Genomic DNA, 21,837 nt, shown 5'->3' with positions numbered 1-21,837 from the left:
CTTGACAATTCCGGGATCAGGAGTGGGTAGGTCGTGACCGGTCGTCAGTCGATCGTCGTCAATGGCGATCTTGGTAGCGGCAAGAGCACCGTTTCGATCGAGCTCTCCAAGCGGTTGGGGCTGCGACGGGTCAGCGTCGGAGATCTCTACCGGGAGATGGCGCGGCAGCGGCAGATGACCGCGCTCCAGCTCAACCTGCACGCCGAGCTGGACCAGGCGGTCGACGGCTACGTCGACCAGCTCCAGCAGGACATCGCGGCCTCCGGTGAGCAACTGATCGTCGACAGTCGGCTGGCCTGGCACTTCTTCAAGGACGCCCTCAAGATCCATATGATCGCCGAGCCGACCGAGGCGGCGCGCCGGGTACTCGCCCGTCCCTCCGGTCCGGCCGAGAGCTACTCCTCGATCGAGGAGGCGAAGGCGAAGCTGCGGGAGCGCAGCGACAGCGAGCGGAACCGCTTCCTCGTCCGGTACGGCGTCGACAAGGCGAAACTGCGCAACTACGACTTGATCTGCGACAGCACCAGGGCCTCCGCCGACGAGGTGGTGGAGCACGTCATCGCCGCCTACCAGGGCTCGCTGGGGGCGGAGATCCTCCGCGACTCGCCGCCGCTGCTGCTGCTCGACCCGGCCCGGATCTACCCGACGGTGGAGATCCAGTCCCTGCGCGGCATGTGGGACTCCGACGACGTTGTCGCGCGCGTCGGTCAGGCCGGGCAACGGGGGCTCGAACCGCTCCAGATCGGGTACACCGGCGAGCGGTTCTTCGTGATCGACGGCCATCGGCGGCTCAGCGCCGCGTTGCGTAACGGCTTCCGGCTGGTTCCCGGTCGCCTGGTCGCCGAGGGTGACGAGCCGGTGGTCGGTGGTCTCAGCGCGATCGAGTTCTTCCGAGCCGAGGTCGGGTTGAGCACGATCTACGACTGGGACGCCGCGCACGGCACCCAGCTGCCCCTCCCCGAGCACATCCTGGATCGCACCGACACGGTGCTGGCCGGCGAGTCCGGCCGCCCCTCGGCGTAGTCGCCGTCCGCCCCGCCCGGGATCGTGCCGGCCACGCCCCGTCTGCCCGGCCGTCCGGCCCGGGTGGCGGCGTTCGCGCGACCAGGCGGCGTGGGCCGACCGTCAGCCGTCCCGCCCGACGGTCGCGCCGCCCGTACGCCCGTAGACTGGAACGGCACCGCTGATCCGATTGCCCGTGTGAAGGAGCCACCCCGCGTGACCGTCCAGCCCATCCGTCTGTTCGGCGACCCGGTGCTGCGCACCCCGGCCGAACCGGTCGTCGACTTCGACGCTGAGCTGCGCAAACTGGTCGCCGACCTGACCGACACCATGCGCGAGCAGAACGGCGTCGGCCTCGCCGCGCCGCAGCTCGGGGTCGGCCTGCGGGTCTTCACGTTCGACGTCGACGACGTGGTGGGGCACCTGGTCAACCCGGTGCTCGACTTTCCCGACGAGGAGGAGCAGGACGGCCAGGAGGGCTGCCTCTCGATCCCCGGCATCTACTTCGACACCAAGCGCCGGATGAACGTGGTCGCCAAGGGCTTCACCGCGCACGGCGATCCGATCCAGATCGTCGGTACCGGCCTGATGGCCCGCTGTTTCCAGCACGAGACGGACCACCTCGACGGGGTGCTCTTCATCGACCGGCTGGACCCCGAGGCGCGCAAGGCGGCGATGCGGGAGATCCGACAGGCCGACTGGTACGACGAGTCCGCCCCGCCGGTGATCAAGGTGAGCCCCCACGACTCTCCCGCCGGTCGGCGCCGGTCGGGCGCCAGCCGGCTCACGATCGGCGCCGACCGTTCGGCGGATCCGTTCGGTCTGGGCCGGTGATCTTTCGGTGCGCCTGATCTTCGCCGGCACGCCGGCCGTCGCCCTCCCCGCCCTGGACGCGATCGCCGCCTCGTCGCACGAGCTGCTGGCCGTGGTGACCCGGCCCGACGCGCCCGCGGGCCGGGGGAGAGGGCTGACCCGCTCCCCGGTCGGGGCCTGGGCCGACGAGCGGGGGATCGAGGTGCTGACCCCGGCCCGGCCCCGGGAGCCGGAGTTCCTCGACCGGCTGCGCGACCTCGCCCCGGACTGCGTACCGGTGGTCGCCTACGGCGCGCTGGTACCGCCGGCGGCGCTGGAGATCCCCGCGCACGGCTGGGTCAACCTGCACTTCTCGTTGCTGCCCGCCTGGCGGGGCGCCGCGCCCGTGCAGCACGCGGTCCTGCACGGCGACACCATCACCGGCGCCAGTGTCTTCCAGCTGGAGGAGGGGCTCGACACCGGCCCGGTCTTCGGCACGCTGACCGAGGAGATCCGCCCCACCGACACCTCGGGCGACCTGCTGGAGCGTCTCGCCACCGCCGGCGCGGGCCTCCTGGTTGCCGTCCTGGACGCGATCGAGCAGGGCACGGCCCGGGCCGTACCGCAGCCCAGCGAGGGCGTGTCACTGGCGCCCAAGCTGACGGTCGAGGACGGCCGGGTGCGGTGGTCGGAGCCGGCCTTCGCGGTGGACCGGCGGATCCGCGCGGCCACTCCGGCGCCGGGGGCCTGGACCGAGTTCCACGGTACCCGCGTCAAGCTCGGCCCGGTTCGGCCGGTCGCCGAGGGCCCCGCGCTGAAGCCGGGCGAGCTGCTGGTCGAGCGGGGCCGGGTGCTGGTCGGAACGGCGACCACCCCGGTAGTCCTCGGCGAGGTCCGGGCGGCGGGCAAGAAGGCGATGCCGGCGCCGGACTGGGCCCGGGGGGTCCGGGTAGCGGCCGGGGAGCGGTTCGAGTGACCGACGGCGGGGGCCGGGCCCCCGGCGACCGGGGCGGTCCCCACCGGAGCGACCGAGGCCACCCCGACCGGCCGGGTCGCGACCACGCCGGCGCCGAGGGCGACCGGACGGGTTCCGGCCGGAGCCGCTTGGCGCGGGCCGTCGGCGAGCGGCGTCGTCGTGCCCGGGGTGGGGCGGGTCGTGACCGCCCCGAGCGCACAACGGCGGACGCCGGCCGCACGCCCCGGGCCACCCGAGCCACGGTGGACCCGCCGCGGCTGGCGGCGTACGACGCGGTCGAGGCGGTGCACCGGAACGACGCGTACGCGAACCTGGTTCTTCCCGCCATTCTCCGGAACCGACGGTTGCAGGGCCGGGACGCGGCGTTCGCCACCGAGTTGACCTACGGCACCCTCCGGCTGCGCGGTACCCTCGACGCGATCCTCGCCGCCGCCGCGGGCCGGGACGTCGACCGGATCGACCCGCAGCCCCGGGACGCCCTGCGGTTGGGCGCCTATCAACTCCTCTACACCCGGGTGCCGGCGCACGCCGCGGTCTCCTCGACCGTCGACCTGGTACGCGCGCTGCGTCCGGGAGCGGCCGGGTTCGCCAACGCCGTGCTGCGCGGCGTCGCCGCCAAGGACGCGGACGCCTGGCTGGCGGAGCTCGCGCCGGCGTTCGACACCGACCCGATCGGGCACCTGGCGCTCACCCACAGCCACCCGGAGTGGATCGTGCGGGCCTTCGCGGAGGCGCTCGGCGGGGACCTGGCGGAGACCGCCCGCCTGTTGGTCGAGGACAACCAGCGTCCGCCCGTGCACCTCTGCGCCCGTCCGGGGCTGGCCGACCCCGTCGAGCTGGCCGACGAGGTCGCCGGCACCCCGGGTGCCTTCTCGCCGTACGCGGTCTACCTCTCCGGCGGCGCTCCCGGCGAGCTGGCTCCGGTGACCGAGGGCCGGGCCCACGTCCAGGACGAGGGGTCCCAGCTCGTCGCCGCCGCGCTGACCGCCGCCCGGCTGGACGGCACCGACACCCGCTGGCTCGACCTCTGCGCCGGCCCTGGTGGCAAGGCCGGGCTGCTCGGCGCGCTGGCCGCCCAGCGCGGTGCGACGCTGACCGCGGTGGAGGTGGCCGAGCATCGCGCCCGGTTGGTCGCCCAGGCGGTCCGCGGACTGCCGGTCACCGTGCTGACCACCGACGGGCGCGACGTCGGCCGCAACCCCGACCTGCCCGAGGGGTCCTTCGACCGGGTCCTGGTCGACGCGCCCTGCACCGGGCTGGGGGCGCTGCGGCGCCGGCCGGAGTCCCGGTGGCGCCGGCAGCCCTCCGATCTGCCGGCGCTGGCCCGACTGCAGCGGGAGCTGCTCGGCGCCGCGCTCCGGGCGGTCCGCCCCGGCGGGGTGGTCGGCTACGTCACCTGCTCGCCGCACGTGGTGGAGACCCACGTCTCGGTGACCGAGGCGGCCCGACGCTCCGGCATACCCGTTGACGTCGTCGACGCCCGACCGCTGCTGCCGCCCGGCATGCCGGGCCTGGGTGACGGCCCGACCGTGCAGCTGTGGCCGCACCGGCACGGTACCGACGCGATGTTCCTCGCCCTGCTCCGGCGGGGCTGACACCCGGACCCGGACGCACTCCACCGCCGCCGGGCACGCACCCGTCGCCGGTCCCGGCCGGTGGCCGGGACCTGCCCGTCCGGCCGGCGGTTCGGCCACGGAAACGGCGGGAACCGACCCCTCCCGGCGACAATCCGGATAGTTTGAGATGGAATGACCGGATCGAGGGGGGATGGGATGACTCTGCCGGCGCGGGCGATCGGCACCCCGCTGGACCGGCTCGACGGCCCGGAGAAGGTCACCGGCACCGCCCGGTACGCCTTCGAGCAGCCGGTCACGAATCCCGCGTACCTCTACCCGATCCAGTCCACCATCGCGGCCGGACGGATCGTCGACATCGACGACGGGGCCGCGGTGGCGCTGCCCGGGGTGCTGGCGGTGCTGACGTACCGGAACGCGGCCCGGGTCGCCTCCACCGACGACCCCGAGATCGCGATTCTGCAGACCGACCGGGTGACGTTCCGGGGGCAGTTCGTCGGGGCGGTCATCGCCGAGACCTCGGAGATCGCTCGGCACGCCGCCGCCCTGGTCCGGTTCGAGTACCGGTCGGTGCCGCACGACGTCGCGCTGCGCTTCGACCATCCCGACCGCTACGTGCCGGAGGTTACCAACGGCGGGTTCCCGCCGGAGACCGAGCGCGGCGACCCGGACGGGGCCCTGGCCGGCGCGGCGATCCGCCACGAGGCGGTCTACACCACCCCCCGCTATCACCACAATCCGATCGAGCCGCATTCGACGGTCGCGCTCTGGGAGGACGGCCGGCTGACCCTCCACGTCGGCAGCCAGGGGGTGCACCGGCTGCGTACCGCGATCGCCACCCTGTTCGGCATCGACCCGGAGCGGATCCGGGTCATCTCGCCGCACGTCGGTGGCGCCTTCGGCTCGAAGCTGCACGCGCACGCCGACACCAGTCTCGCGGTGCTGGCCGCGATGGCGGTCCCCGGCCGTCCGGTGAAGCTCGCCCTGACCCGGCAGCAGATGTTCTCCCAGGTCGGCTACCGCACCCCGACGATCCAGCGGATCCAGCTCGGCGCCGGTCCCGACGGCCGGCTCGTCGCGGTGACCCACGTGGCGGTGCAGCAGACCGCCCGGGACAAGGAGTTCACCGAGCAGACCGCGACCCCGACCCGGGTGATGTACGCGGCCCCGCACCGGCGGACCCGGCACTGGACGGTCCGGCTGGACGTCTCGACCCCGACGATCATGCGGGCCCCGGGTGAGACGCCCGGGATGTATGCGTTGGAGTCGGCGATGGACGAGATGGCGACCGCCTGCGGGCAGGATCCCGTCGAGTTCCGGATCGCCAACGAGCCCGAACTCGACCCCGAGCAGGACCGCCCGTTCTCCAGCCGCAACCTGGTCGCCTGCCTCCGCGAGGGCGCCCGGCGGTTCGGCTGGGCCGGACGCGACCCGACGCCCCGGGCCCGCCGCCGCGCCGGCTGGCTCGTCGGCACCGGGGTCGCCGCCTCGGTCTACCCGGTCTACCGGCTGCCGGGGTCGTCCGCCACCATTCGGCTCGGCGCGGATGGCCGGTACGAGGTCCTGATCGGAGCGGCGGACATGGGCACCGGCACCTGGACGGCGCTGGCCCAAATCGCCGCGGACGCGCTGGACGCGCCGATGGATCGGGTCACCCTGCGGATCGGGGACACCGCGCTGCCGGAGGCGGTCGCGGCCGGCGGCTCGACCGGGATGAACGCCTGGGGTTCCGCGGTGGTGGAGGCGGCCCGCCGGCTGAAGACCCGCCTCGCCGAGGAGTACGGCGGCACCGTCCCGGCCGCCGGGATCGAGGCGAGCGCCGAGATGCCGGACAACCCGGAGATGCGGCGCTTCTCGATGTACGCCTTCGGGGCCCAGTTCGCCGAGGTCCGGGTGCACGAGGACACCGGCGAGATCCGGGTGCCCCGGTTGCTCGGGGTCTTCGCCGCCGGACGGATCATCAATCCGAAGACCGGCCGGTCCCAACTGCTCGGTGGGATGACCCAGGGGCTCTCGATGGCGCTGTACGAGCGGGCGGTGGTCGACCCCCGCTTCGGGCACGTGGTCAACCACGACCTCGCGGAGTACCACATCGCCACCAACGCCGACGTCGGCTCGGTCGAGGTGCACCTGCTCCCCGAACACGACCCGTACGTCAACCCGATGGGCGCCAAGGGGATCGGCGAACTCGGCATCGTCGGCACCGCGGCGGCGATCGCCAACGCCGCGTACCACGCGACCGGGGTGCGGGTTCGCGACCTCCCGCTGACGCTGGAGCACTTCCTCGACGGGCCGTCCGGGCCGGTCTCCCCGGCCTGACCCAGCCGTACCCCCGTTCGTCGGTGACGGGACGATACCCCTGGGTGATGGACTCATCCGACGATCGCCGGGGGAGGGCGCGTTCGTACACTGGCGCCGTGAGCGTTCCCGCGCCGATCGTCGCACCCAGCATCCTCGCCGCCGACTTCGCCCGGCTGGCCGACGAGGTCCGCCTGGTCGAGTCCGTCGCGGACTGGCTGCACGTCGACGTCATGGACAACCACTTCGTGCCGAACCTCACCATCGGGTTGCCGGTGGTGCAGAGCCTGCTCGCCGCGACGACGCTGCCGTTCGACGTCCACCTGATGATCGAGGACCCACGACGGTGGGCGCCGAGCTACGCCGACGCCGGGGCGTACAACGTGACCTTCCATGCCGAGGCGTGCGACGACCCGGTCGCGCTGGCGAAGGACCTGCGGTCGGCCGGGGCGAAGGCGGGCTTGGCGATCGACCGGGACACTCCGATCGAACCGTACCTTGACCTGTTGCCCAGCTTCGATACATTGCTGATCATGACCATCAAGGCGGGTTTCGGGGGGCAGCGGTTCATCCCCGAACTGCTCGACAAGGTCCGCACCGCTCGCCGGCACGCCGATGCGGGGCACCTCGAGCTGCGGATCGAGGTCGACGGAGGAATCGCGGCGGAGACCATCGAACAGGCGGCCGAGGCCGGCGCGGACGCGTTCGTCGCCGGCACGGCGGTTTACGGCGCGGCGGATCCCGCCGCGGCGGTGACGCAGCTGCGGCGGCTGGCCGAGCGCGCCGCGCCACGGCCGTGAGCGTCGACGGGGCCGAGGACCGGCCCGACGTCATCCTGGTCGTGGACGACGACGAGGACATCGTCCGGTTCGTCTCGTTCAACCTTGAGCTGCACGGGTTCGAGGTCATGCAGGCCCGGGACGGCCAGGAGGCGCTCGAGGTGATCGACCAGCGCCGCCCCGACCTGGCCGTGATCGACCTGCGGATGCCTCGGATCGACGGGTTGGAGCTGACGCGTCGGCTCCGGGCCAATCCGATGACCTCCGCGCTGCCGGTGATCATGCTGACCGCCAAGGGGCTGACCGTGGACAAGGTCCACGGGCTCACCGCCGGCGCGGACGACTACCTGGTCAAGCCCTTCGACACCGCCGAACTCGTCGCCCGGATCAGCTCGACGCTGCGCCGCAACAAGGAGTTCCGCGAGGTCTCTCCGCTGACCGGCCTGCCGGGCAACACGCGGATCCGTCGCGAGATCACCGACCGGGTCCGCAGTGGCGTCGACTACGCGGTCGGATACATCGATATCGACCGATTCAAGAGTGTCAACGACCGCTACGGTTTCGTCCGGGGAGACGAGTTCATCACCGCCCTGGCCCGGAGCCTGCATCGGGCGGTCGTGTCGGTCGGGCTGCCCCCGGCCTTCCTCGGGCATGTCGGCGGCGACGACTTCGTGATCGTCTGCGCCCCGGAGCAGGTCCGGCCCCTCACCGAGCGGGCGGTGATCGACTTTGAGAAAACCGCCGACGAGCTGTACGACCCGGAGGACGCCAAGCGTGGCTACGTCGAGCTGAAGGACCGCCGGGGCAACATCCAGAAGGCTCACCTGGTCACCCTCTCCATCGGGGTCTCGCTGTCGGTGCCGGAACGCCGGTTCACCGACCCGCTCGAGGTGATCGCGGCGGCGTCGGAGATGAAGACGGTGGCCAAGAGCCAGCCCGGGTCGTTCGTGGCGATGGACCGGCGGCGCACCCGGAGGTGATCGGCCGTCACCCGGCACGGTGCGCCCGACGGGCGGGCGCGAGCCGCCTCTGCCGCCGCCGTGCCGGGCGGCTCCGCGGGGACCGCCGCCCTGGCGCGGCCGGGTCGGCGCCACCGCACCGGTGTGAGGTCGGTCGCCCCCTGGCCACCGCGCCCCGGATCCGTGTAAAACTCAACCCGTACCCACCACGCGCTGGCGGGACTCGGTGTAATTCCGAACCGGCGGTGATCCGGGGCGACAGCTCCCGGTGAGCCCGCGACCCGGTCGGCCGACAGGCCGCCCGGTGGACCCGGTGAGAATCCGGGGCCGACGGTTGAGCGCGGGTAGCGCCCACGCTCAGACAGTCCGGATGGGAGTTCAGCGCACGGGACGGACGGACCCGGGGCGGCCGGCATCGCCAGGCCGTGCCGTCGTGGTCCGCCGGGGCCGGCGGCTGCCGTCCCCGTTCCTCCGCCGCCGCACGCCCGTATCTCCCACTCCCGCCCGCGCCTGGCGACCGAGCGCGCGAGGGAGAGGGAGAACGATCGGCATGGGGAGTGTCTCCACCGACGAGGCGATGCGCCGCGCGATCGCGCTGGCGGCCCGCGGTCTGGGCACGACGAGTCCGAATCCCCTGGTCGGCTGTGTCCTGCTCGACGCACGGGGCGAGATCGTCGGGGAGGGCTTCCACGCGTACGCCGGCGGTCCGCATGCCGAGATCGTCGCGCTGGCCCAGGCCGGTGAACGCGCCCGGGGCGGCACCGCCGTGGTCACCCTGGAACCCTGCAACCACACCGGCCGGACCGGTCCCTGCACCCAGGCGCTGATCCGGGCCGGCGTCCGCCGGGTCGTGGTTGCCGTCACCGATCCCAACCCGGTCGCCGCCGGCGGCGCCGAGACGCTGCGGGACGCCGGTGTCGAGGTCGAGGTCGGGGTCCGGGCCGCCGAGGCGGAGGCTGGCAATCTTGCCTGGCTGACCGCCGTGCGGCGCGGCCGGCCGTACCTGATCTGGAAGTACGCGGCGACCCTGGACGGGCGGATCGCGGCCGCCGACGGCACCAGCATGTGGATCACGTCCGAGGCGTCCCGGATCGACGTCCACGCGCTGCGGGGCACCGTCGACGCGGTGATCGCCGGGGTCGGCACGGTGCTCGCCGACGACCCCCGGCTGACCGTCCGGAACCTGCGCGACGGCACCCTCGCGATCCGGCAGCCGCTGCGGGTCGTGGTGGACAGCGCCGGACGTACCCCGTCCGACGCCCGGGTCCGCGACGCCGCCGCCCCCACCTGGGTGGCGACCGCCGCCGAGGTCGGCGCCGGTCCGGACGGCCGGGTCGACCTCGTCGCGCTGCTGGCCGCGCTCTACCAGCGCGGGGTACGCGCGGCGCTGCTGGAGGGCGGACCCACCCTGGCCGGCGCCTTCCTCGCCGCCGGCCTGATCGACAAGGTCGTCGGCTACCTGGCGCCGAAGCTGCTCGGCGCGGGCCCGGCGGCGCTGGCCGATGCCGGCATCCGGACCATCTCCGAGGTCGTCGACCTGGAGTTCACCGACATCACGCCGGTCGGCCCCGATCTGCGGGTCACCGCGTTTCCCCGGAAGACGGAGGGCTGAGCGAATGTTCACCGGAATCGTGGAGGAGCTGGGCGAGCTGGTGCAGCGGGTCGAGACGGGCGGCGACTCGGCCCTGATCACGGTCCGTGGTCCTCTCGTCGCCTCGGATGCCCGGCACGGTGACTCGATCGCGGTCAACGGGGTCTGTCTGACCGTGGTCGACGTCGACGGCGACGTCTTCACCGCCGACGTGATGGGGGAGACCCTCCGGCGGACCGCGCTCGGCGCGCTCCGTCCCGGCGACCCGGTCAACCTGGAGCGGGCCGCCACCCTGGGCAGTCGGCTCGGTGGGCACCTGGTGCAGGGACACGTCGACGGGGTCGCCGAGATCGTCCGGCGGGAGCCGGCCGAACGGTGGGAGACGGTGACCTTCTCCCTTCCCGCCGGACTCGCCCGGTACGTCGTCGAGAAGGGCTCGGTCACCGTCGACGGGGTCTCGTTGACCGTCGCCGGGCTCGGAGCCCAGACGTTCACGGTCGGGCTGATCCCGACCACGCTGGCGGCGACCACGCTCGGCCGCAAGGGTGTCGGCGCGCCGGTGAACCTGGAGGTCGACGTGCTCGCCAAGTACGTGGAACGACTGCTCGCGACCGGTGGGCGACTGCCGGCCGAGGGACTGGAGGTCGTGGCATGACGACCGACAGCGGCGGTATCGGACAGGCGCTGGTCGACATCGCGGCGGGCCGGCCGGTCATCGTCGTCGACGACGCCGACCGGGAGAACGAGGGCGACCTGATCTTCGCCGCCGAACGGGCCACCCCCGAACTCGTCGCCTTCATGGTCCGGCACACCTCGGGCTACATCTGCGTTCCCCTCACCGAGGAGGAGGCGGACCGGCTCGAACTCCCGCCGATGTACCACACCAACCAGGACCGACGCGGGACGGCGTACACGGTGACGGTGGACGCCCGCGAGGGGGTGAGCACCGGCATCTCGGCCGCGGATCGGACCCGGACGATCCGGCTCCTCGCCGACCCGGCCACGGTGCCGTCCGACCTGGCCCGTCCGGGGCACGTCGTACCGCTGCGGGCGAAGCCGGGTGGGGTGCTGCGTCGGGCCGGGCACACCGAGGCCGCCGTCGACCTCGCCCGGCTCGCGGGGCTCCGCCCGGTCGGGGTGCTCTGCGAGCTGGTCAACGACGACGGCACCATGATGCGCCGGCCGGACCTGGAGAGGTTCGCCGCCGACCACGGGCTGACGCTGATCACCATCGCGGACCTGATCGCGTACCGGCGCCGGACCGAGCAGCAGGTCGAGCGGGTCGCGGAGGCGCGGCTGCCAACCAGGTACGGCGTGTTCCGCGCCATCGGATACCGCGCCGAGTACGACTCGGCCGAGCATGTCGCGCTGGTCTGCGGCGACCTCGGCGACGGACGGGATGTGCTGGTCCGGGTGCACTCCGAGTGCCTCACCGGCGACGTCTTCGGCTCGCTGCGGTGCGACTGCGGTCCCCAGCTCGACGCCGCCCTGGCCCGGATCGCCGCCGAGGGGCGGGGGGCCGTCCTCTACCTGCGCGGGCACGAGGGCCGGGGGATCGGGCTGCTGCACAAGCTGCGGGCGTACCAGTTGCAGGATCTGGGCCGGGACACCGTGGACGCGAACCTCGACCTCGGGCTCCCGGCGGACGCCCGCGACTACGGCAGCGGCGCCCAGATCCTCCACGACCTCGGCGTCCGGTCGATTCGGCTGCTCACCAACAACCCGGCAAAGCAGGCCGGCCTGGAGAGCCACGGGCTGACCGTGGTCGGCCGGGAGCCCATGCCGGTCCGGGCCACGCCGGAGAACGTCCGCTACCTGCGGACCAAGCGGGACCGGATGGGACATCTCCTGGACGGGCTGGACGGTCCGGTCGCCGTGGAGCACCCGGACGGAACGGCCGAGGGACCGGACGGGCCGGCCGGGGCGCTGCCGGCGGCCGAGGAGCTTGCCCGCCAGGTCGCGAGCTGACCCGGCCCGCGGGTGAGGTGGCGGGGCAGGGCGCCGGCTGCGCGGGCCGGCCGGATTCACCGACGTGACGGAGAGGGAGGGCTGACGATGGCGGGTTTCGGAGAGCCGGACGCGTCCCCGGTGGACGCGTCAGGGCTCACGGTTGGGGTGGTGGCGGCGCGCTGGCACGGCGAACTCACCGACCACATGCTCGATCGCGCGGTGACCGCGGCGAAGGCGTGCGGGGTGGACGACGTCCTGGTGGCCCGGGTCGCCGGCTCGGTGGAGCTGCCGGTGGTGGCCCAGGCGTTGGCCCGCCGCTGCGACGCGGTGGTGGCGCTCGGCGTGGTGGTTCGGGGTGCGACCGCGCACTTCGACTACGTCTGCCAGTCGGTGACCGAGGGGCTGACCCGGGTGGCGCTGGACACCTCCACGCCGGTCGGGCACGGCGTCCTCACGGTGAACACCCTGGAGCAGGCCCGGGACCGGGCCGGGCTGCCGGGCTCCGCCGAGGACAAGGGCTGGGCCGCCACCGTCGCGGCGCTGGAGGCCGCGGTGGCGATCCGGGACATCGGCGCCCGGCCGTAGCGGCCGGGCCGCGCCCGGGTCCGCGCCCGGGGCCCCCACCCGGCGCCGGGAAACCGGTCCCGGACGAAGCCTAGAGCCGGCCGGCCTCGACGATGCGGCGCAGGAACTGCCGGGTTCGCGGCTCGGTCGGCTCACCCAGCACCCGCTCCGGCGGCCCCTCCTCCAGGACCCGTCCGCCGTCCAGGAAGCAGACCCGGTCGGCGACCTCGCGGGCGAAGCCCATCTCGTGGGTGGCGAGGACCATGGTCATCCCCTCCGCCTTCAGGTCCCGGATCATCGTCAGGACCTCGCCGACCAGCTCCGGGTCGAGGGCCGAGGTCACCTCGTCGAGCAGGAGCAGCCGGGGCGAGTTGACCAGCGCCCGGACGATCGCCACCCGTTGCTGCTGTCCACCGGAGAGCCGGTCCGGGTAGTCCTCGGCCTTCTCCGCCAGCCCCACCCGCGCCAGCAGGTCCCGGGCCTGCGCCTCGGCCTCGGCACGGGGCCGCCGATGCACGCGTATCGGGGCGAGGGTGATGTTGTCCAGCACCCGCAGGTGCGGGAAGAGGTTGTACGCCTGGAAGACGATGCCCATCCGGCGGCGTACCAGATCGGGATCGACCCGCGGGTCGGTGATGTGGTCACCGTCGAGGTGGATGGTGCCGTCGTCGAGGTCCTCCAGCAGGTTGACGCAGCGCAGCAGTGTCGACTTGCCGGAGCCGGAGGCGCCGATCAGCGCCACCACCTCGTGCTCGGCGACGTCGAGGTCGAGATTGTCGAGGACGACCTGTCCGCCGTATGCCTTGCGCAGCGCGCGGCAGCGCAACACCGGCGGGGTCATCGGGCGGCCTGCCGGCGGGCGGCGCGCAGCGTCACCCAGTCGGTGACCGCGATCAACGGAATGGCGAGCAGCACGAAGAGCACCCCGGCGACGATGTACGGCGTGTAGTTGAAGGTCTCGGCGGTGGCGATCTGGGCCGCGCGTACCGCGTCGATCGGCCCGGCCAGCGAGACCAGCCCGACGTCCTTCTGGAGCGCGACGACGTCGTTGAGCAGCGGCGGGGCGACCCGGCGGATCGCCTGCGGCAGGACGACGTACCGCATGGTCTGCCGGTAGGTCAGCCCCAGCGACCGGGCGGCGGCGAGCTGGCTGGGGTGGACCGACTCGATGCCGGCCCGGAAGACCTCGGCGAGGTAGCCGCCGTAGACGAGGACCAGGGCGAGCCCGCCGAGCACCAGCACCGGAGGCGTGCCCTGGAGCCGCAGGCCGGGCACGCCGAGGGTGAAGACGTACAGGACGATGATCAGCGGCAGGCCCCGGAACGTGTACGTGTAGCCGGTGGCCAGGGCCCGGACCGGGAAGAACACCGGCCCGCGTAGGGTCCGCAGCAGCGACACCGCCAGCCCGACGGCGAGCGCGCCCAGGGCGCAGAAGACCAGCAGCCGGACGTTGAGCCAGAGCCCCGCGGCCACCTCCGGCAGCGCGGCGCGGGCGATGCCGGCGTCGAGAAAGGACTGCCGGACGCGGTGCCAGCCGGGCGCGCCGGTCACCGCGATCACCAGCAGGGTGCCGAGGACACCGGTCGAGGCGGCGGCGACCAGCACCGAGCGGACCGTCTGCCGTCGTCGGTAGGCGGCCCGCTGACGCGCGACCGGGGAGGGGTGGTGGTGAGTCGGCCTCACGTGAGCTCGGTGGCGCCGGCCACCTCGGCGAGCCAGGTCTTCTCCAGTTCGGCGAGGGTGCCGTTCTCCCGCAGGGCGTCGACGGCCATGCTGACGCAGCCGGTCAGCGGCGAGTCCTTGTCCAGGACGAGGCCGAACGCCTCCGGCAGCCCGACCTGGGGGAGCTGACCGACGACCGTCGTGTCCGTGAGCTCGCTGGTGATGGAGAAGGCGGTGGGCAGGTCCACCACCAGTCCGTCGAGCTGGCCGTTCTGCAGGGCCTTCTTGGCGTCGTCGTTGCTGTTGTAGACCTGCGGCTTGACCGTGGGCTGGATGATGTCGGTGATCGCCTGGTAGCTCGTGGTGCCCACCTGTGCGCCGAGCTTGGCGTCCTTCAGGGCGGCGAGCGTGGTCTTGCCGGCGATCTTCGAGTCCTTCCCGGCGACGACGGCCTGCCGCACGAGGTAGTACGGCGCGGAGAAGTCGACCACCCGCTGGCGCTCCTGCGTGATCGAGAACTGGTTGATGTCGAAGTCGAACTCCTTCGGCCCCGGCGCGATGGCGTTCTCGAACCGCACCCGGATCCACTGCACGTCGATCCGGGCGAACCCGAGCTGCTCCGCCACCTCGTACGCGACCGCCGACTCGAAGCCCTTGCCGCTGGCCGGCAGGTTGTCGCTGAACCATGGTTCGTACGCGGGCTCGTCGGTGGCGACGGTCAGTTTCCCGGGTGTCTTGGTCTTCAGCTTGTCCTTGGTGCAGGCGTTGTCCTGCACCGGCGTCGGGGCGGGCTGTTGGACGGGCGCGCAGCCGGCCAGGGCCGCGAGCAGAACGGTGGCGGTCGCGAGCGCGACCGACGTCGATCGACGAACCATGGTCGACAGCATAGGCACCCGTCGACGTCGGCCATAGATTTCCGTCGTGTGGATAGGGATTTTCGTCGGCCTGCGGCGATCCGTCGGGACGGTGGGGATTGGTCGGGTATCAGCCGGTCGAGTGGTGTCCGACCGTCGACGGCGGTACACCGGAGACGACGGACGCCGACCGGTACGCGGATCGGAGGCGGCGGCCGGTAAACCGGAGCCGGGGGTGGCGCGTCACCACTGCGTGACGACGCACCTGGTCTCCGACCCGCCCGGCGGGAGGACCATGACGTATCCGGAACCGCGGGAGTGGGCGGCGGACGAGGCGGTCACCCACCTCTTCGTCGCCCACTACCGACCGCTGGTGCGGCTCGCCACGCTGCTGCTGCACGACCAGGGCGCCGCCGAGGAGATCGTGCAGGACGGCTACGTCGCCCTGCACGGCCGCTGGGCGCGGCTGCGCGACGCCGACAAGGCGCTCTGCTACCTGCGGACCAGCGTGGTCAACCGGTGCCGGTCGGCGTTGCGGCACCGCCGGGTGGTCGAGGCGCATCTCGCGACGGCCCGGCCGCGAGCCGACGTACCGAGCGCGGAGATCGGCGCGCTCGACCTGCTCCGGCAGGACGCGGTGATCACCGCGCTGCGGGCGCTGCCGACCCGGCAACGGGAGGCGGTCGTGCTGCGGTACTACGCGGAGCTCTCCGAGGCCGAGACCGCCGCGCTGATGGGGGTCAGCCGGGGCGCGGTCAAGAGCCATACCTTCCGCGGCCTGGCCGCGCTGAAGCAGAGCCTGGAGGCGCAGCGATGAGCGACGAGTGGAACCCGCCGGTCGGCGACGCCACGATGAACCCTCCGAGGGGCGGTGATCGCACGGTGAACGCTCCGCGGGGCGGCGACCCGACGGCCGGCGCTCCGGCCGGCGCGGTCGGGGGAGGGCACGCCGGCGGTCGGCGGCCGGGCGGGGAGACACCACCGCCGACGGACGAGGACGTGCTGCGGCGGGTGCTCGCGGCGTACGCCGAGCGGATCGAACCCCGGCCGGACGCACTGCCGGAGATCCGGCGTCGCATCCGCGGTGGCACGAGAGCCACCAGGCGCCGGCGTGTGCCGCTGGCCGGGCGCTGGTGCGGCTGGTCGCCGGCGGCCGCCGGCCTGGTGACGGTCGCCGTGCTGACCGTGGCCGCCGTGGCGGTCGGGGTAGCCGGTGGCCCGCCCGCGCCGTCCGAGGTGGGTCCGCCCGCCGCCGACGCGCTGCCCTCGCCGGCGGTGAGCCCGTCCGACTCCGCCGGGCCGCGGGTGGTGCCCGCTCCGGCACCCTCGGTCGTGGCCCCCACCCGGCCCGGCGGCACCGGTGCCCCGGACCGCCGGGCCGACCTCGCCGTCTACTACCTCGGCGGCCCGGTTGGACGACCCCGGCTCTACCGCGAGTTCCATCGGCTCTGGCTGCATGACGGGTCCGCCGCGGACCGGATCACCGCGGCGGTACGGAACATGCTCGACGGCCCGACGGGGATGGATCCCGACTACCGCAGCTCCTGGCCGGTCGGGACCGAGCTGCGCGGGGTGAGCGTCAGCCGGGGCATCGCCACCATCGACCTCGGCGGGGTGACCCGCCACGACGTCGACGAGGTCGGGGCACGGCTCGCCGTTCAGCAGCTGGTCTGGACCGTCACCGCCGTCCCCGGCGTCTCCGGGGTCCGACTCCGGCTCGACGGTGCCCCGGCCGACCGGCTCTGGGACCGGGTGGAGGTCTCCGGAGTGCTCCGCCGGGCGCCGGCGGCGGAGGTGCTCGCCCCGGTCTGGCTCGTCTCGCCGCAGCACGGGGATACCGTGTCGGGCACCTTCGAGGTCCACGTGGCGGGGATCCTGCCCGAGGCGACCGCCCGGCTCCGGATCGCGCAGGGCGGCCGTACGGTGCGGGACCAGGTGGTCACGCTGTCGGTCGCCGGGCCGGCCCAGGGGGAGCGACGGCTGACCGTCACCCTGCCGCCCGGGCGGTACACGCTGACGGCGTACGCGATCTCGCCGGCCGACGGCGGCGAGCGGCACCTCGACGACCACCTCGTGACGGTGCGGTGATCCCCGCGACGTACGGACGGCGCCGAGTTGGCCCGCGGTCCACCTGGTGGGCGGCGTCCGGACCCGGCGCCCGGGACCGGGCCGGTGGCTTGCGACAATCCGATGTCGTGAAGACGTTCGAGGAGCTGTTCGCCGAGCTTCAGGCCAAGGCCGCGGCCGGTACCCCCGGTTCGGCGACGGTGGCCGCGCTGGAGCGTGGCGTGCACGCGATCGGCAAGAAGGTCGTCGAGGAGGCGGCCGAGGCGTGGATGGCCGCCGAGCACGAGGGGCCGGAACGGGCCGCCGAGGAGATCTCCCAGCTGCTCTACCAGGCGCAGGTGCTGATGCTCGCCACCGGCCTGGAGCTCAAGGACGTCTACCGACATCTGTGAGTGCCCCGCCGTGTCCCGTCCGCGACGCGGGCGTCAGGTTGATTCGCCGACCGTGGCCGAAACCGTTTGGCCGACAGTCCTGCCACTGACCGCGAGGAGCACTCAGCATGCTGCGTATCGCCATTCCCAACAAGGGCACCCTCTCCGGGCCGGCCGCCCAGATGCTGCGCGAGGCGGGCTACCGCCAGCGCGGCGACGACCGTGATCTGCTCTGCCGAGACGAGGCCAACGACGTCGAGTTCTTCTACCTCCGTCCCCGGGACATCGCCACCTACGTCGGCTCCGGTGACCTTGATCTCGGCATCACCGGCCGGGACCTGCTGGTCGACTCGGGCAGCCCGGCCGAGGAGGTCCTCGACCTCGACTTCGGGGCGGCGACGTTCCGGTTCGCCGCCCGGCCCGACACGGTGGCGACGGTGGACGAGATCGCCGGACGGCGGATCGCCACCGCGTACCCGGGCGTCGTCGAGCGGTACCTGGCCGAACACGGGATCTCCGCGACCGTGATCCGGCTCGACGGCGCGGTCGAGAACGCGGTACGCCTCGGCGTCGCCGACGTGGTCGCCGACGTCGTCTCCACCGGGGCCACGCTGCGGCAGGCCGGCCTGGCGATCGTCGGCGAACCGATCCTGTGCTCGTCCGCGCTGCTGATCCGGCGTACCGGCGCGCCGGGCAACGTCCAGGTCGACCAGCTCGTGCGGCGCCTACAGGGAGTGCTGGTCGCCCGCCGTTACGTGATGCTCGCCTACGACGTACGGGCGGACCTGCTGGAGAAGGCGACCGCGCTGACCCCGGGCATCGAGTCGCCGACCATCTCCCCGCTGCACCGGGAGGGCTGGGTCGCGGTGCAGGCGATGGTGCTGCGGCGCGACGTACACCGGATCATGGACGAGCTGTACGACGTCGGAGCCCGCGCCATCCTGGTCACCGACATCCACGCCTGCCGGCTCTGACCCCGACGGCAGCCTGCCGCCGTTCGGGCCGCCCGGGGTGTGACACCGGACGGCCCGGCGACGCTACCGAGGTGGCGGCCGGGACGGCGTATCCCTCGGTTCCCTATCGTCGAGGTCGGCGTCCCGGCTCGTCATCTCCGCAAAGAGACGACCGGGTCGGCGTACCCTGCCGGGGTGCGCATCGAGCTGGTGACCATCGTCGTCGACGAGTACGACCCGGCGATCGAGTTCTTCACCCGCGCGCTCGGCTTCGAGCTGGTGGAGGACTCGCCCTCGGTGACCAACGACGGCCGCCCGAAACGATGGGTCGTCCTTCGGCCGCCCGGCGCCCAGACCGGCATCCTGCTGGCCCGGGCTGACGGCGAACGGCAGGCGGCCAGCGTCGGTCGCCAGGTCGCCGACCGGGTCGGCTTCTTCCTGCGGGTGGACGACTTCGACGCCGCGTACCGGCGGATGCGCGAGTTCGGGGTCGAGTTCGTGAGCGCGCCGCGGACCGAGCCCTACGGGCGGGTCGTGGTCTTCCGTGACATCGCCGGCAACCGTTGGGACCTGCTCGGACCCCGCCTGACTCGACCCACCACGGGCCGTACCGGACCATCACCTGCGCCGCGCCGGGTCGCCGCCTCCCGGGCGTGGACCGGGGCGGTCAGGAGAGCCCGGCGCGCGCCCGCCGGTTGTACCGGTCGACGCCCGTCGCGGCGAGCAGTGGTCCCGTGACCAGGTAGGCGAGCCAGGTGAGGGGCAGCGTCACCAGGCCGACGGCCAGGAACACCAGCGCCAGGTTGATCCAGAACAGGACCCAGAACGACAGCATCAGCGTGAGCCCGGCGGCGATCCGGCCGGCGTAGAGGTTGCCGACGCCGAAGATGCCGAACAGCCCGAGGATCAGTTCCAGCAGCACCGCGGCGACAGTGGACTTCTGCGGTACGTCGACCCCGACCGGGACCGGCACCGGGTACGGGCCGGCGGGCGGGTACGGGCCGGCGGGCGGGTACGGCCCGGCGGGCGGGTAGGGACCAGCCGGGTACGTGCGGACCACCTCGGGCTCGGCCGAGACCGGCGCCGGCAGGTTCAGCGGAAGGGTGGGCGGCAGCTCCCGGTACGTCGTCTCGTCGGCGCCGTCCCACCGCGGTGGAGAGGGGTTCGTCACGGCCCCAGTGTGAGACCTGCCGCGTCCTCGCTGGTAACCGACCCCTCAGACCAGGGTGGAGCCACCGTCCTGCGGGGTCCGTCTCGGACCCGTGGTGCGGCGCGCGCCCGGCACCGGGAAACCGGCGTGCGTCCGTCCCGGTCGTGGCGACCGCCACTGCCCGCACCCCGGGGTCCGGTCTCGTGTGTGTTGTCGCCCGCCGCGGGTCATTCCGGGGGCGTAGCACCGGATCGCCCGACAGCGGGTGGAGGGCATGGCGAAGTGGTGGGTGTCAGACCGCGTCGGGCCGAGCCAGCGGCCGGTCGAGAGGTGCGGGGTAGGCGCTGCACAGTGCTCCATGTCACGATGAGCACGGCAGAGGGCTCGTTGATACGTCGTGACGGACGCCCGCCGACCATGGCGAGGCGACGGCCGCGTCGGGTGCGACAGGTCTGCGTCCGGCGTACGGGATCGGCGAGTCGGACGTGAGTACGATCACGACATAGAGCCGGTCCAGACCAGAGGGAGACGCCGTGGCGATGACCTGTGGCGCGTGCGGCACCGAGGACGACAGCGGCAGCGCGTACTGTCTCAACCCGGGATGTGGCGCCCGGCTGGCCCCGTCCGAGGAGCTGACGACCCCGCCCGACGCCGCTGCCGACGGCGAGACCGGGACCGTCGCGGCCCCGGCCGTTGCTGACTCGGCCGACGCGCAGACGCCCCCGGACACCGGCGCTGCGGCTGCCCCCGGATCATCGGCCGGTGCCCCGGCGCCAGCCGCCGAGGTCGGTGTCGAGCCGAAGCCTGGTGGGTCCCCGGCGGTACCGACCCGGAAGGCCGGGGAGACGAATCCCGTTACCGCGCCGGCCGCGACGTCCGTCACGACCTCCCCGGCCTCGGGCGGCGAGCGAGCGGCGCCGGCGCCCTCCTCGGCGCCAACGTCTGCGGCCACCTCCGCCTCCGATCCGGCGTCCGCCTCGGCGTCGACGTCCACCTCCACCTCGGCGTCGGGGTCCGCGGCCCCCGCCGCCGGCGTCGCGGCCGGTGGGCGCGCCCTGCTCCGTTCGCTTTCGTCCGCGCTCCGACCCGTCCGGGTCGTGCGCGGTCCCCGGGACGACGCCGACGCGAAGCCGCCCGCACACCCCGGCGCGGAGGCGGCCTCGTCGTCCACGTCGTCGCCTCCCGGCATCCGGTCCCGCTGGTTGCCGGTCGCGGCGGTGCTGGTTCTCATCGCCGCGGTCGGGGTCGCCGTGCCCTGGATGGTGGAGGACGACCCCGGGCGACCCGACCAGCCGGTGCAGGCGATGGTGCCGGCGCCGTCGCTCGCCCCGCTGCCGGCGCCGTCGGTCGCGCCGCTGCCGGCCACCCCCTCGGCGGCACCGACGACGCCCGGAAGGACGACGCCGAGCCGTACCAAGCCGAATCCGCCCGGCGACGCGGGCGCGCCGCGACGGCCGCAGTCGGCACCGCGGACCACGAAGCCCGCCTCGGCACCCCGGCGCACCACCGCGTCGCCCAAGCCCTCCCTGTCGGTTTCGACCAGCGGCAGCCACTGCACGGGCTGGCGCGCGGGTCACGGGTGGACGATCCACGTCGCCGTGACCGTCCACAACGGACGGGGCAGGTCCGCGACCGGAACCCACGGCTACGACCGGAACGTCGGCGGCACCGGGACCTACCGGCTCTCCGGCGGGGGTACGTCGTTCTCCGGCGAACTGCCGCCCGACCTGGGGGACAACCCCGAGCTGACCCAGGCGTCGGTGACCTGGAGCGTGACCGTGCAACTCGAGGGCGGCGGCACGCTCACCAAGTCGGGTACGGCCTACCGACCCTCCTCCTGCTGAGTTCGCGGCCGGGGCGGTCACCGCTCCGGCCGCGAACGGCCGGGCGTTCTACCGCAATCCGGACCGGATCCTTGCCATATCCATAGGCGCCTTCCTATTCTCGCAGTGGAAAGCGCTTTCCCCTCCGTCGTCCGGCGGAGGTGATCATCACTGGTGCCCGCGGCGACCCCGCCCGGGACCGCTCCCGATCCGGCGTGGGCGGGCGTTCACACCCGGGATGTCGAGGCGCCGCGGAACGAAGGGTGTCCGCCGTGACGAGCCGTCGGGCGGCCCGCCGCCGTTCCCGCGTCGCGGCTTCTCGTCGCTTCGCTCGCCCCGGTGTCCGGCCACTCCCACCGGCCTCGTCGGGCCTCGCCCGGCAGCACGGCCGGTGGAGCGGGGCGGAACGCGGTCACGGTGCACTGACCGTACGGCCGACGTGGGACGGGCACGGGCGGTGGCACCCCCGCCG

General features: G+C 73.5%; 20 protein-coding genes and 1 pseudogene. 17 read left to right on the top strand and 4 right to left on the bottom strand.

The features are described 5' to 3' along the window. The first annotated feature begins 33 nt into the window (after positions 1-33). From EF879_RS25150 to ribH, 11 genes are all read left to right on the top strand, one after another. The gene (locus EF879_RS25150) at positions 34-1,023 is read left to right on the top strand and encodes an AAA family ATPase (RefSeq protein WP_123562833.1); all 990 of its coding nucleotides are present in this window, start codon (positions 34-36) and stop codon (positions 1,021-1,023) included. A gap of 195 nt (positions 1,024-1,218) precedes the next feature. Continuing rightward, positions 1,219-1,836 carry a peptide deformylase gene (gene def / locus EF879_RS25145; protein ID WP_123562831.1) on the top strand — a complete coding sequence of 206 codons (618 nt, stop codon included), beginning with the start codon at positions 1,219-1,221 and terminating at the stop codon, positions 1,834-1,836. Positions 1,837-1,843: 7 nt separating this feature from the next. Further along, positions 1,844-2,770, top strand: coding sequence for a methionyl-tRNA formyltransferase (fmt, locus tag EF879_RS25140; RefSeq protein WP_123562830.1), 927 nt, complete (start codon positions 1,844-1,846; stop codon positions 2,768-2,770). Then, on the top strand, positions 2,767-4,365 hold the full coding sequence (locus tag EF879_RS25135; RefSeq protein ID WP_370375558.1) for an RsmB/NOP family class I SAM-dependent RNA methyltransferase: 1,599 nt from the start codon (positions 2,767-2,769) through the stop codon (positions 4,363-4,365). The genes fmt and EF879_RS25135 overlap by 4 nt, the downstream gene beginning before the upstream one ends. A gap of 177 nt (positions 4,366-4,542) precedes the next feature. After that, the gene (locus EF879_RS25130; RefSeq protein WP_123562828.1) at positions 4,543-6,663 is read left to right on the top strand and encodes a xanthine dehydrogenase family protein molybdopterin-binding subunit; all 2,121 of its coding nucleotides are present in this window, start codon (positions 4,543-4,545) and stop codon (positions 6,661-6,663) included. 98 nt (positions 6,664-6,761) lie between these two features. After that, positions 6,762-7,442 (top strand): ribulose-phosphate 3-epimerase, encoded by a 681-nt coding sequence (gene rpe, locus EF879_RS25125; RefSeq protein WP_123562826.1) that lies wholly within the window; start codon positions 6,762-6,764, stop codon positions 7,440-7,442. After that, positions 7,439-8,401: a response regulator gene (locus tag EF879_RS25120; protein WP_123562824.1), complete on the top strand. Its 963-nt coding sequence runs from the start codon at positions 7,439-7,441 to the stop codon at positions 8,399-8,401. The genes rpe and EF879_RS25120 overlap by 4 nt, the downstream gene beginning before the upstream one ends. 529 nt (positions 8,402-8,930) lie before the next feature. Next, entirely contained in the window at positions 8,931-9,992 is a 1,062-nt protein-coding gene (ribD, locus tag EF879_RS25115) for a bifunctional diaminohydroxyphosphoribosylaminopyrimidine deaminase/5-amino-6-(5-phosphoribosylamino)uracil reductase RibD (protein WP_123562823.1), read from the top strand. Between the two features lie 4 nt (positions 9,993-9,996). Then, positions 9,997-10,626: a riboflavin synthase gene (locus EF879_RS25110; RefSeq protein ID WP_123562821.1), complete on the top strand. Its 630-nt coding sequence runs from the start codon at positions 9,997-9,999 to the stop codon at positions 10,624-10,626. Then, on the top strand, positions 10,623-11,939 hold the full coding sequence (locus tag EF879_RS25105; protein WP_123562818.1) for a bifunctional 3,4-dihydroxy-2-butanone-4-phosphate synthase/GTP cyclohydrolase II: 1,317 nt from the start codon (positions 10,623-10,625) through the stop codon (positions 11,937-11,939). The genes EF879_RS25110 and EF879_RS25105 overlap by 4 nt, the downstream gene beginning before the upstream one ends. A gap of 87 nt (positions 11,940-12,026) precedes the next feature. Continuing rightward, positions 12,027-12,506, top strand: a complete 480-nt coding sequence (gene ribH, locus EF879_RS25100; RefSeq protein ID WP_123562816.1) for a 6,7-dimethyl-8-ribityllumazine synthase — start codon at positions 12,027-12,029, stop codon at positions 12,504-12,506. 70 nt (positions 12,507-12,576) lie between these two features. On the opposite strand, the gene EF879_RS25095 is transcribed toward ribH, so the two are convergent. From EF879_RS25095 to EF879_RS25085, 3 genes are read right to left on the bottom strand one after another with little or no spacing between them, the layout of a single operon-like run. Further along, positions 12,577-13,326, bottom strand: a complete 750-nt coding sequence (locus tag EF879_RS25095; RefSeq protein ID WP_123562815.1) for an amino acid ABC transporter ATP-binding protein — start codon at positions 13,324-13,326, stop codon at positions 12,577-12,579. After that, positions 13,323-14,168, bottom strand: coding sequence for an amino acid ABC transporter permease (locus EF879_RS25090; protein WP_123562813.1), 846 nt, complete (start codon positions 14,166-14,168; stop codon positions 13,323-13,325). Before EF879_RS25090 ends, EF879_RS25095 begins: the two co-directional genes overlap by 4 nt. Beyond that, complete coding sequence (locus tag EF879_RS25085; protein ID WP_123562896.1) at positions 14,165-15,022, bottom strand: ABC transporter substrate-binding protein; 858 nt, start codon at positions 15,020-15,022, stop codon at positions 14,165-14,167. Before EF879_RS25085 ends, EF879_RS25090 begins: the two co-directional genes overlap by 4 nt. A gap of 274 nt (positions 15,023-15,296) precedes the next feature. On the opposite strand from EF879_RS25085, the gene EF879_RS25080 reads away from it, so the two are divergent. From EF879_RS25080 to EF879_RS25060, 5 genes and pseudogenes are all read left to right on the top strand, one after another. Then, on the top strand, positions 15,297-15,818 hold the full coding sequence (locus EF879_RS25080; RefSeq protein ID WP_123562894.1) for a SigE family RNA polymerase sigma factor: 522 nt from the start codon (positions 15,297-15,299) through the stop codon (positions 15,816-15,818). Continuing rightward, a complete protein-coding gene (locus EF879_RS25075; RefSeq protein WP_123562811.1) occupies positions 15,815-17,089 on the top strand; it encodes a GerMN domain-containing protein in 1,275 nt (424 codons plus the stop codon). The genes EF879_RS25080 and EF879_RS25075 overlap by 4 nt, the downstream gene beginning before the upstream one ends. A 107-nt stretch (positions 17,090-17,196) precedes the next feature. Continuing rightward, positions 17,197-17,460, top strand: a complete 264-nt coding sequence (locus EF879_RS25070) for a phosphoribosyl-ATP diphosphatase (protein ID WP_101366712.1) — start codon at positions 17,197-17,199, stop codon at positions 17,458-17,460. Positions 17,461-17,567: 107 nt separating this feature from the next. Then, a complete protein-coding gene (gene hisG / locus EF879_RS25065; protein WP_123562809.1) occupies positions 17,568-18,413 on the top strand; it encodes an ATP phosphoribosyltransferase in 846 nt (281 codons plus the stop codon). 174 nt (positions 18,414-18,587) lie between these two features. Next, positions 18,588-18,974, top strand: a pseudogene (locus tag EF879_RS25060) (VOC family protein); the annotation flags it as partial. Positions 18,975-19,059: 85 nt separating this feature from the next. Here EF879_RS25060 and EF879_RS25055 read toward each other — a convergent pair. Continuing rightward, a complete protein-coding gene (locus tag EF879_RS25055) occupies positions 19,060-19,563 on the bottom strand; it encodes a hypothetical protein (RefSeq protein WP_123562805.1) in 504 nt (167 codons plus the stop codon). Between the two features lie 1,076 nt (positions 19,564-20,639). Here EF879_RS25055 and EF879_RS27055 point away from each other — a divergent pair. Beyond that, complete coding sequence (locus EF879_RS27055; RefSeq protein WP_148086550.1) at positions 20,640-21,386, top strand: hypothetical protein; 747 nt, start codon at positions 20,640-20,642, stop codon at positions 21,384-21,386. Positions 21,387-21,837: the final 451 nt, after the last annotated feature.

The organism is Micromonospora sp. HM5-17, from assembly GCF_003762835.1.
Taxonomy (GTDB): domain Bacteria; phylum Actinomycetota; class Actinomycetes; order Mycobacteriales; family Micromonosporaceae; genus Plantactinospora.
Note: the sequence above shows the minus strand (reverse complement) of the source record. Positions and strands in the feature narration are given on the sequence as shown.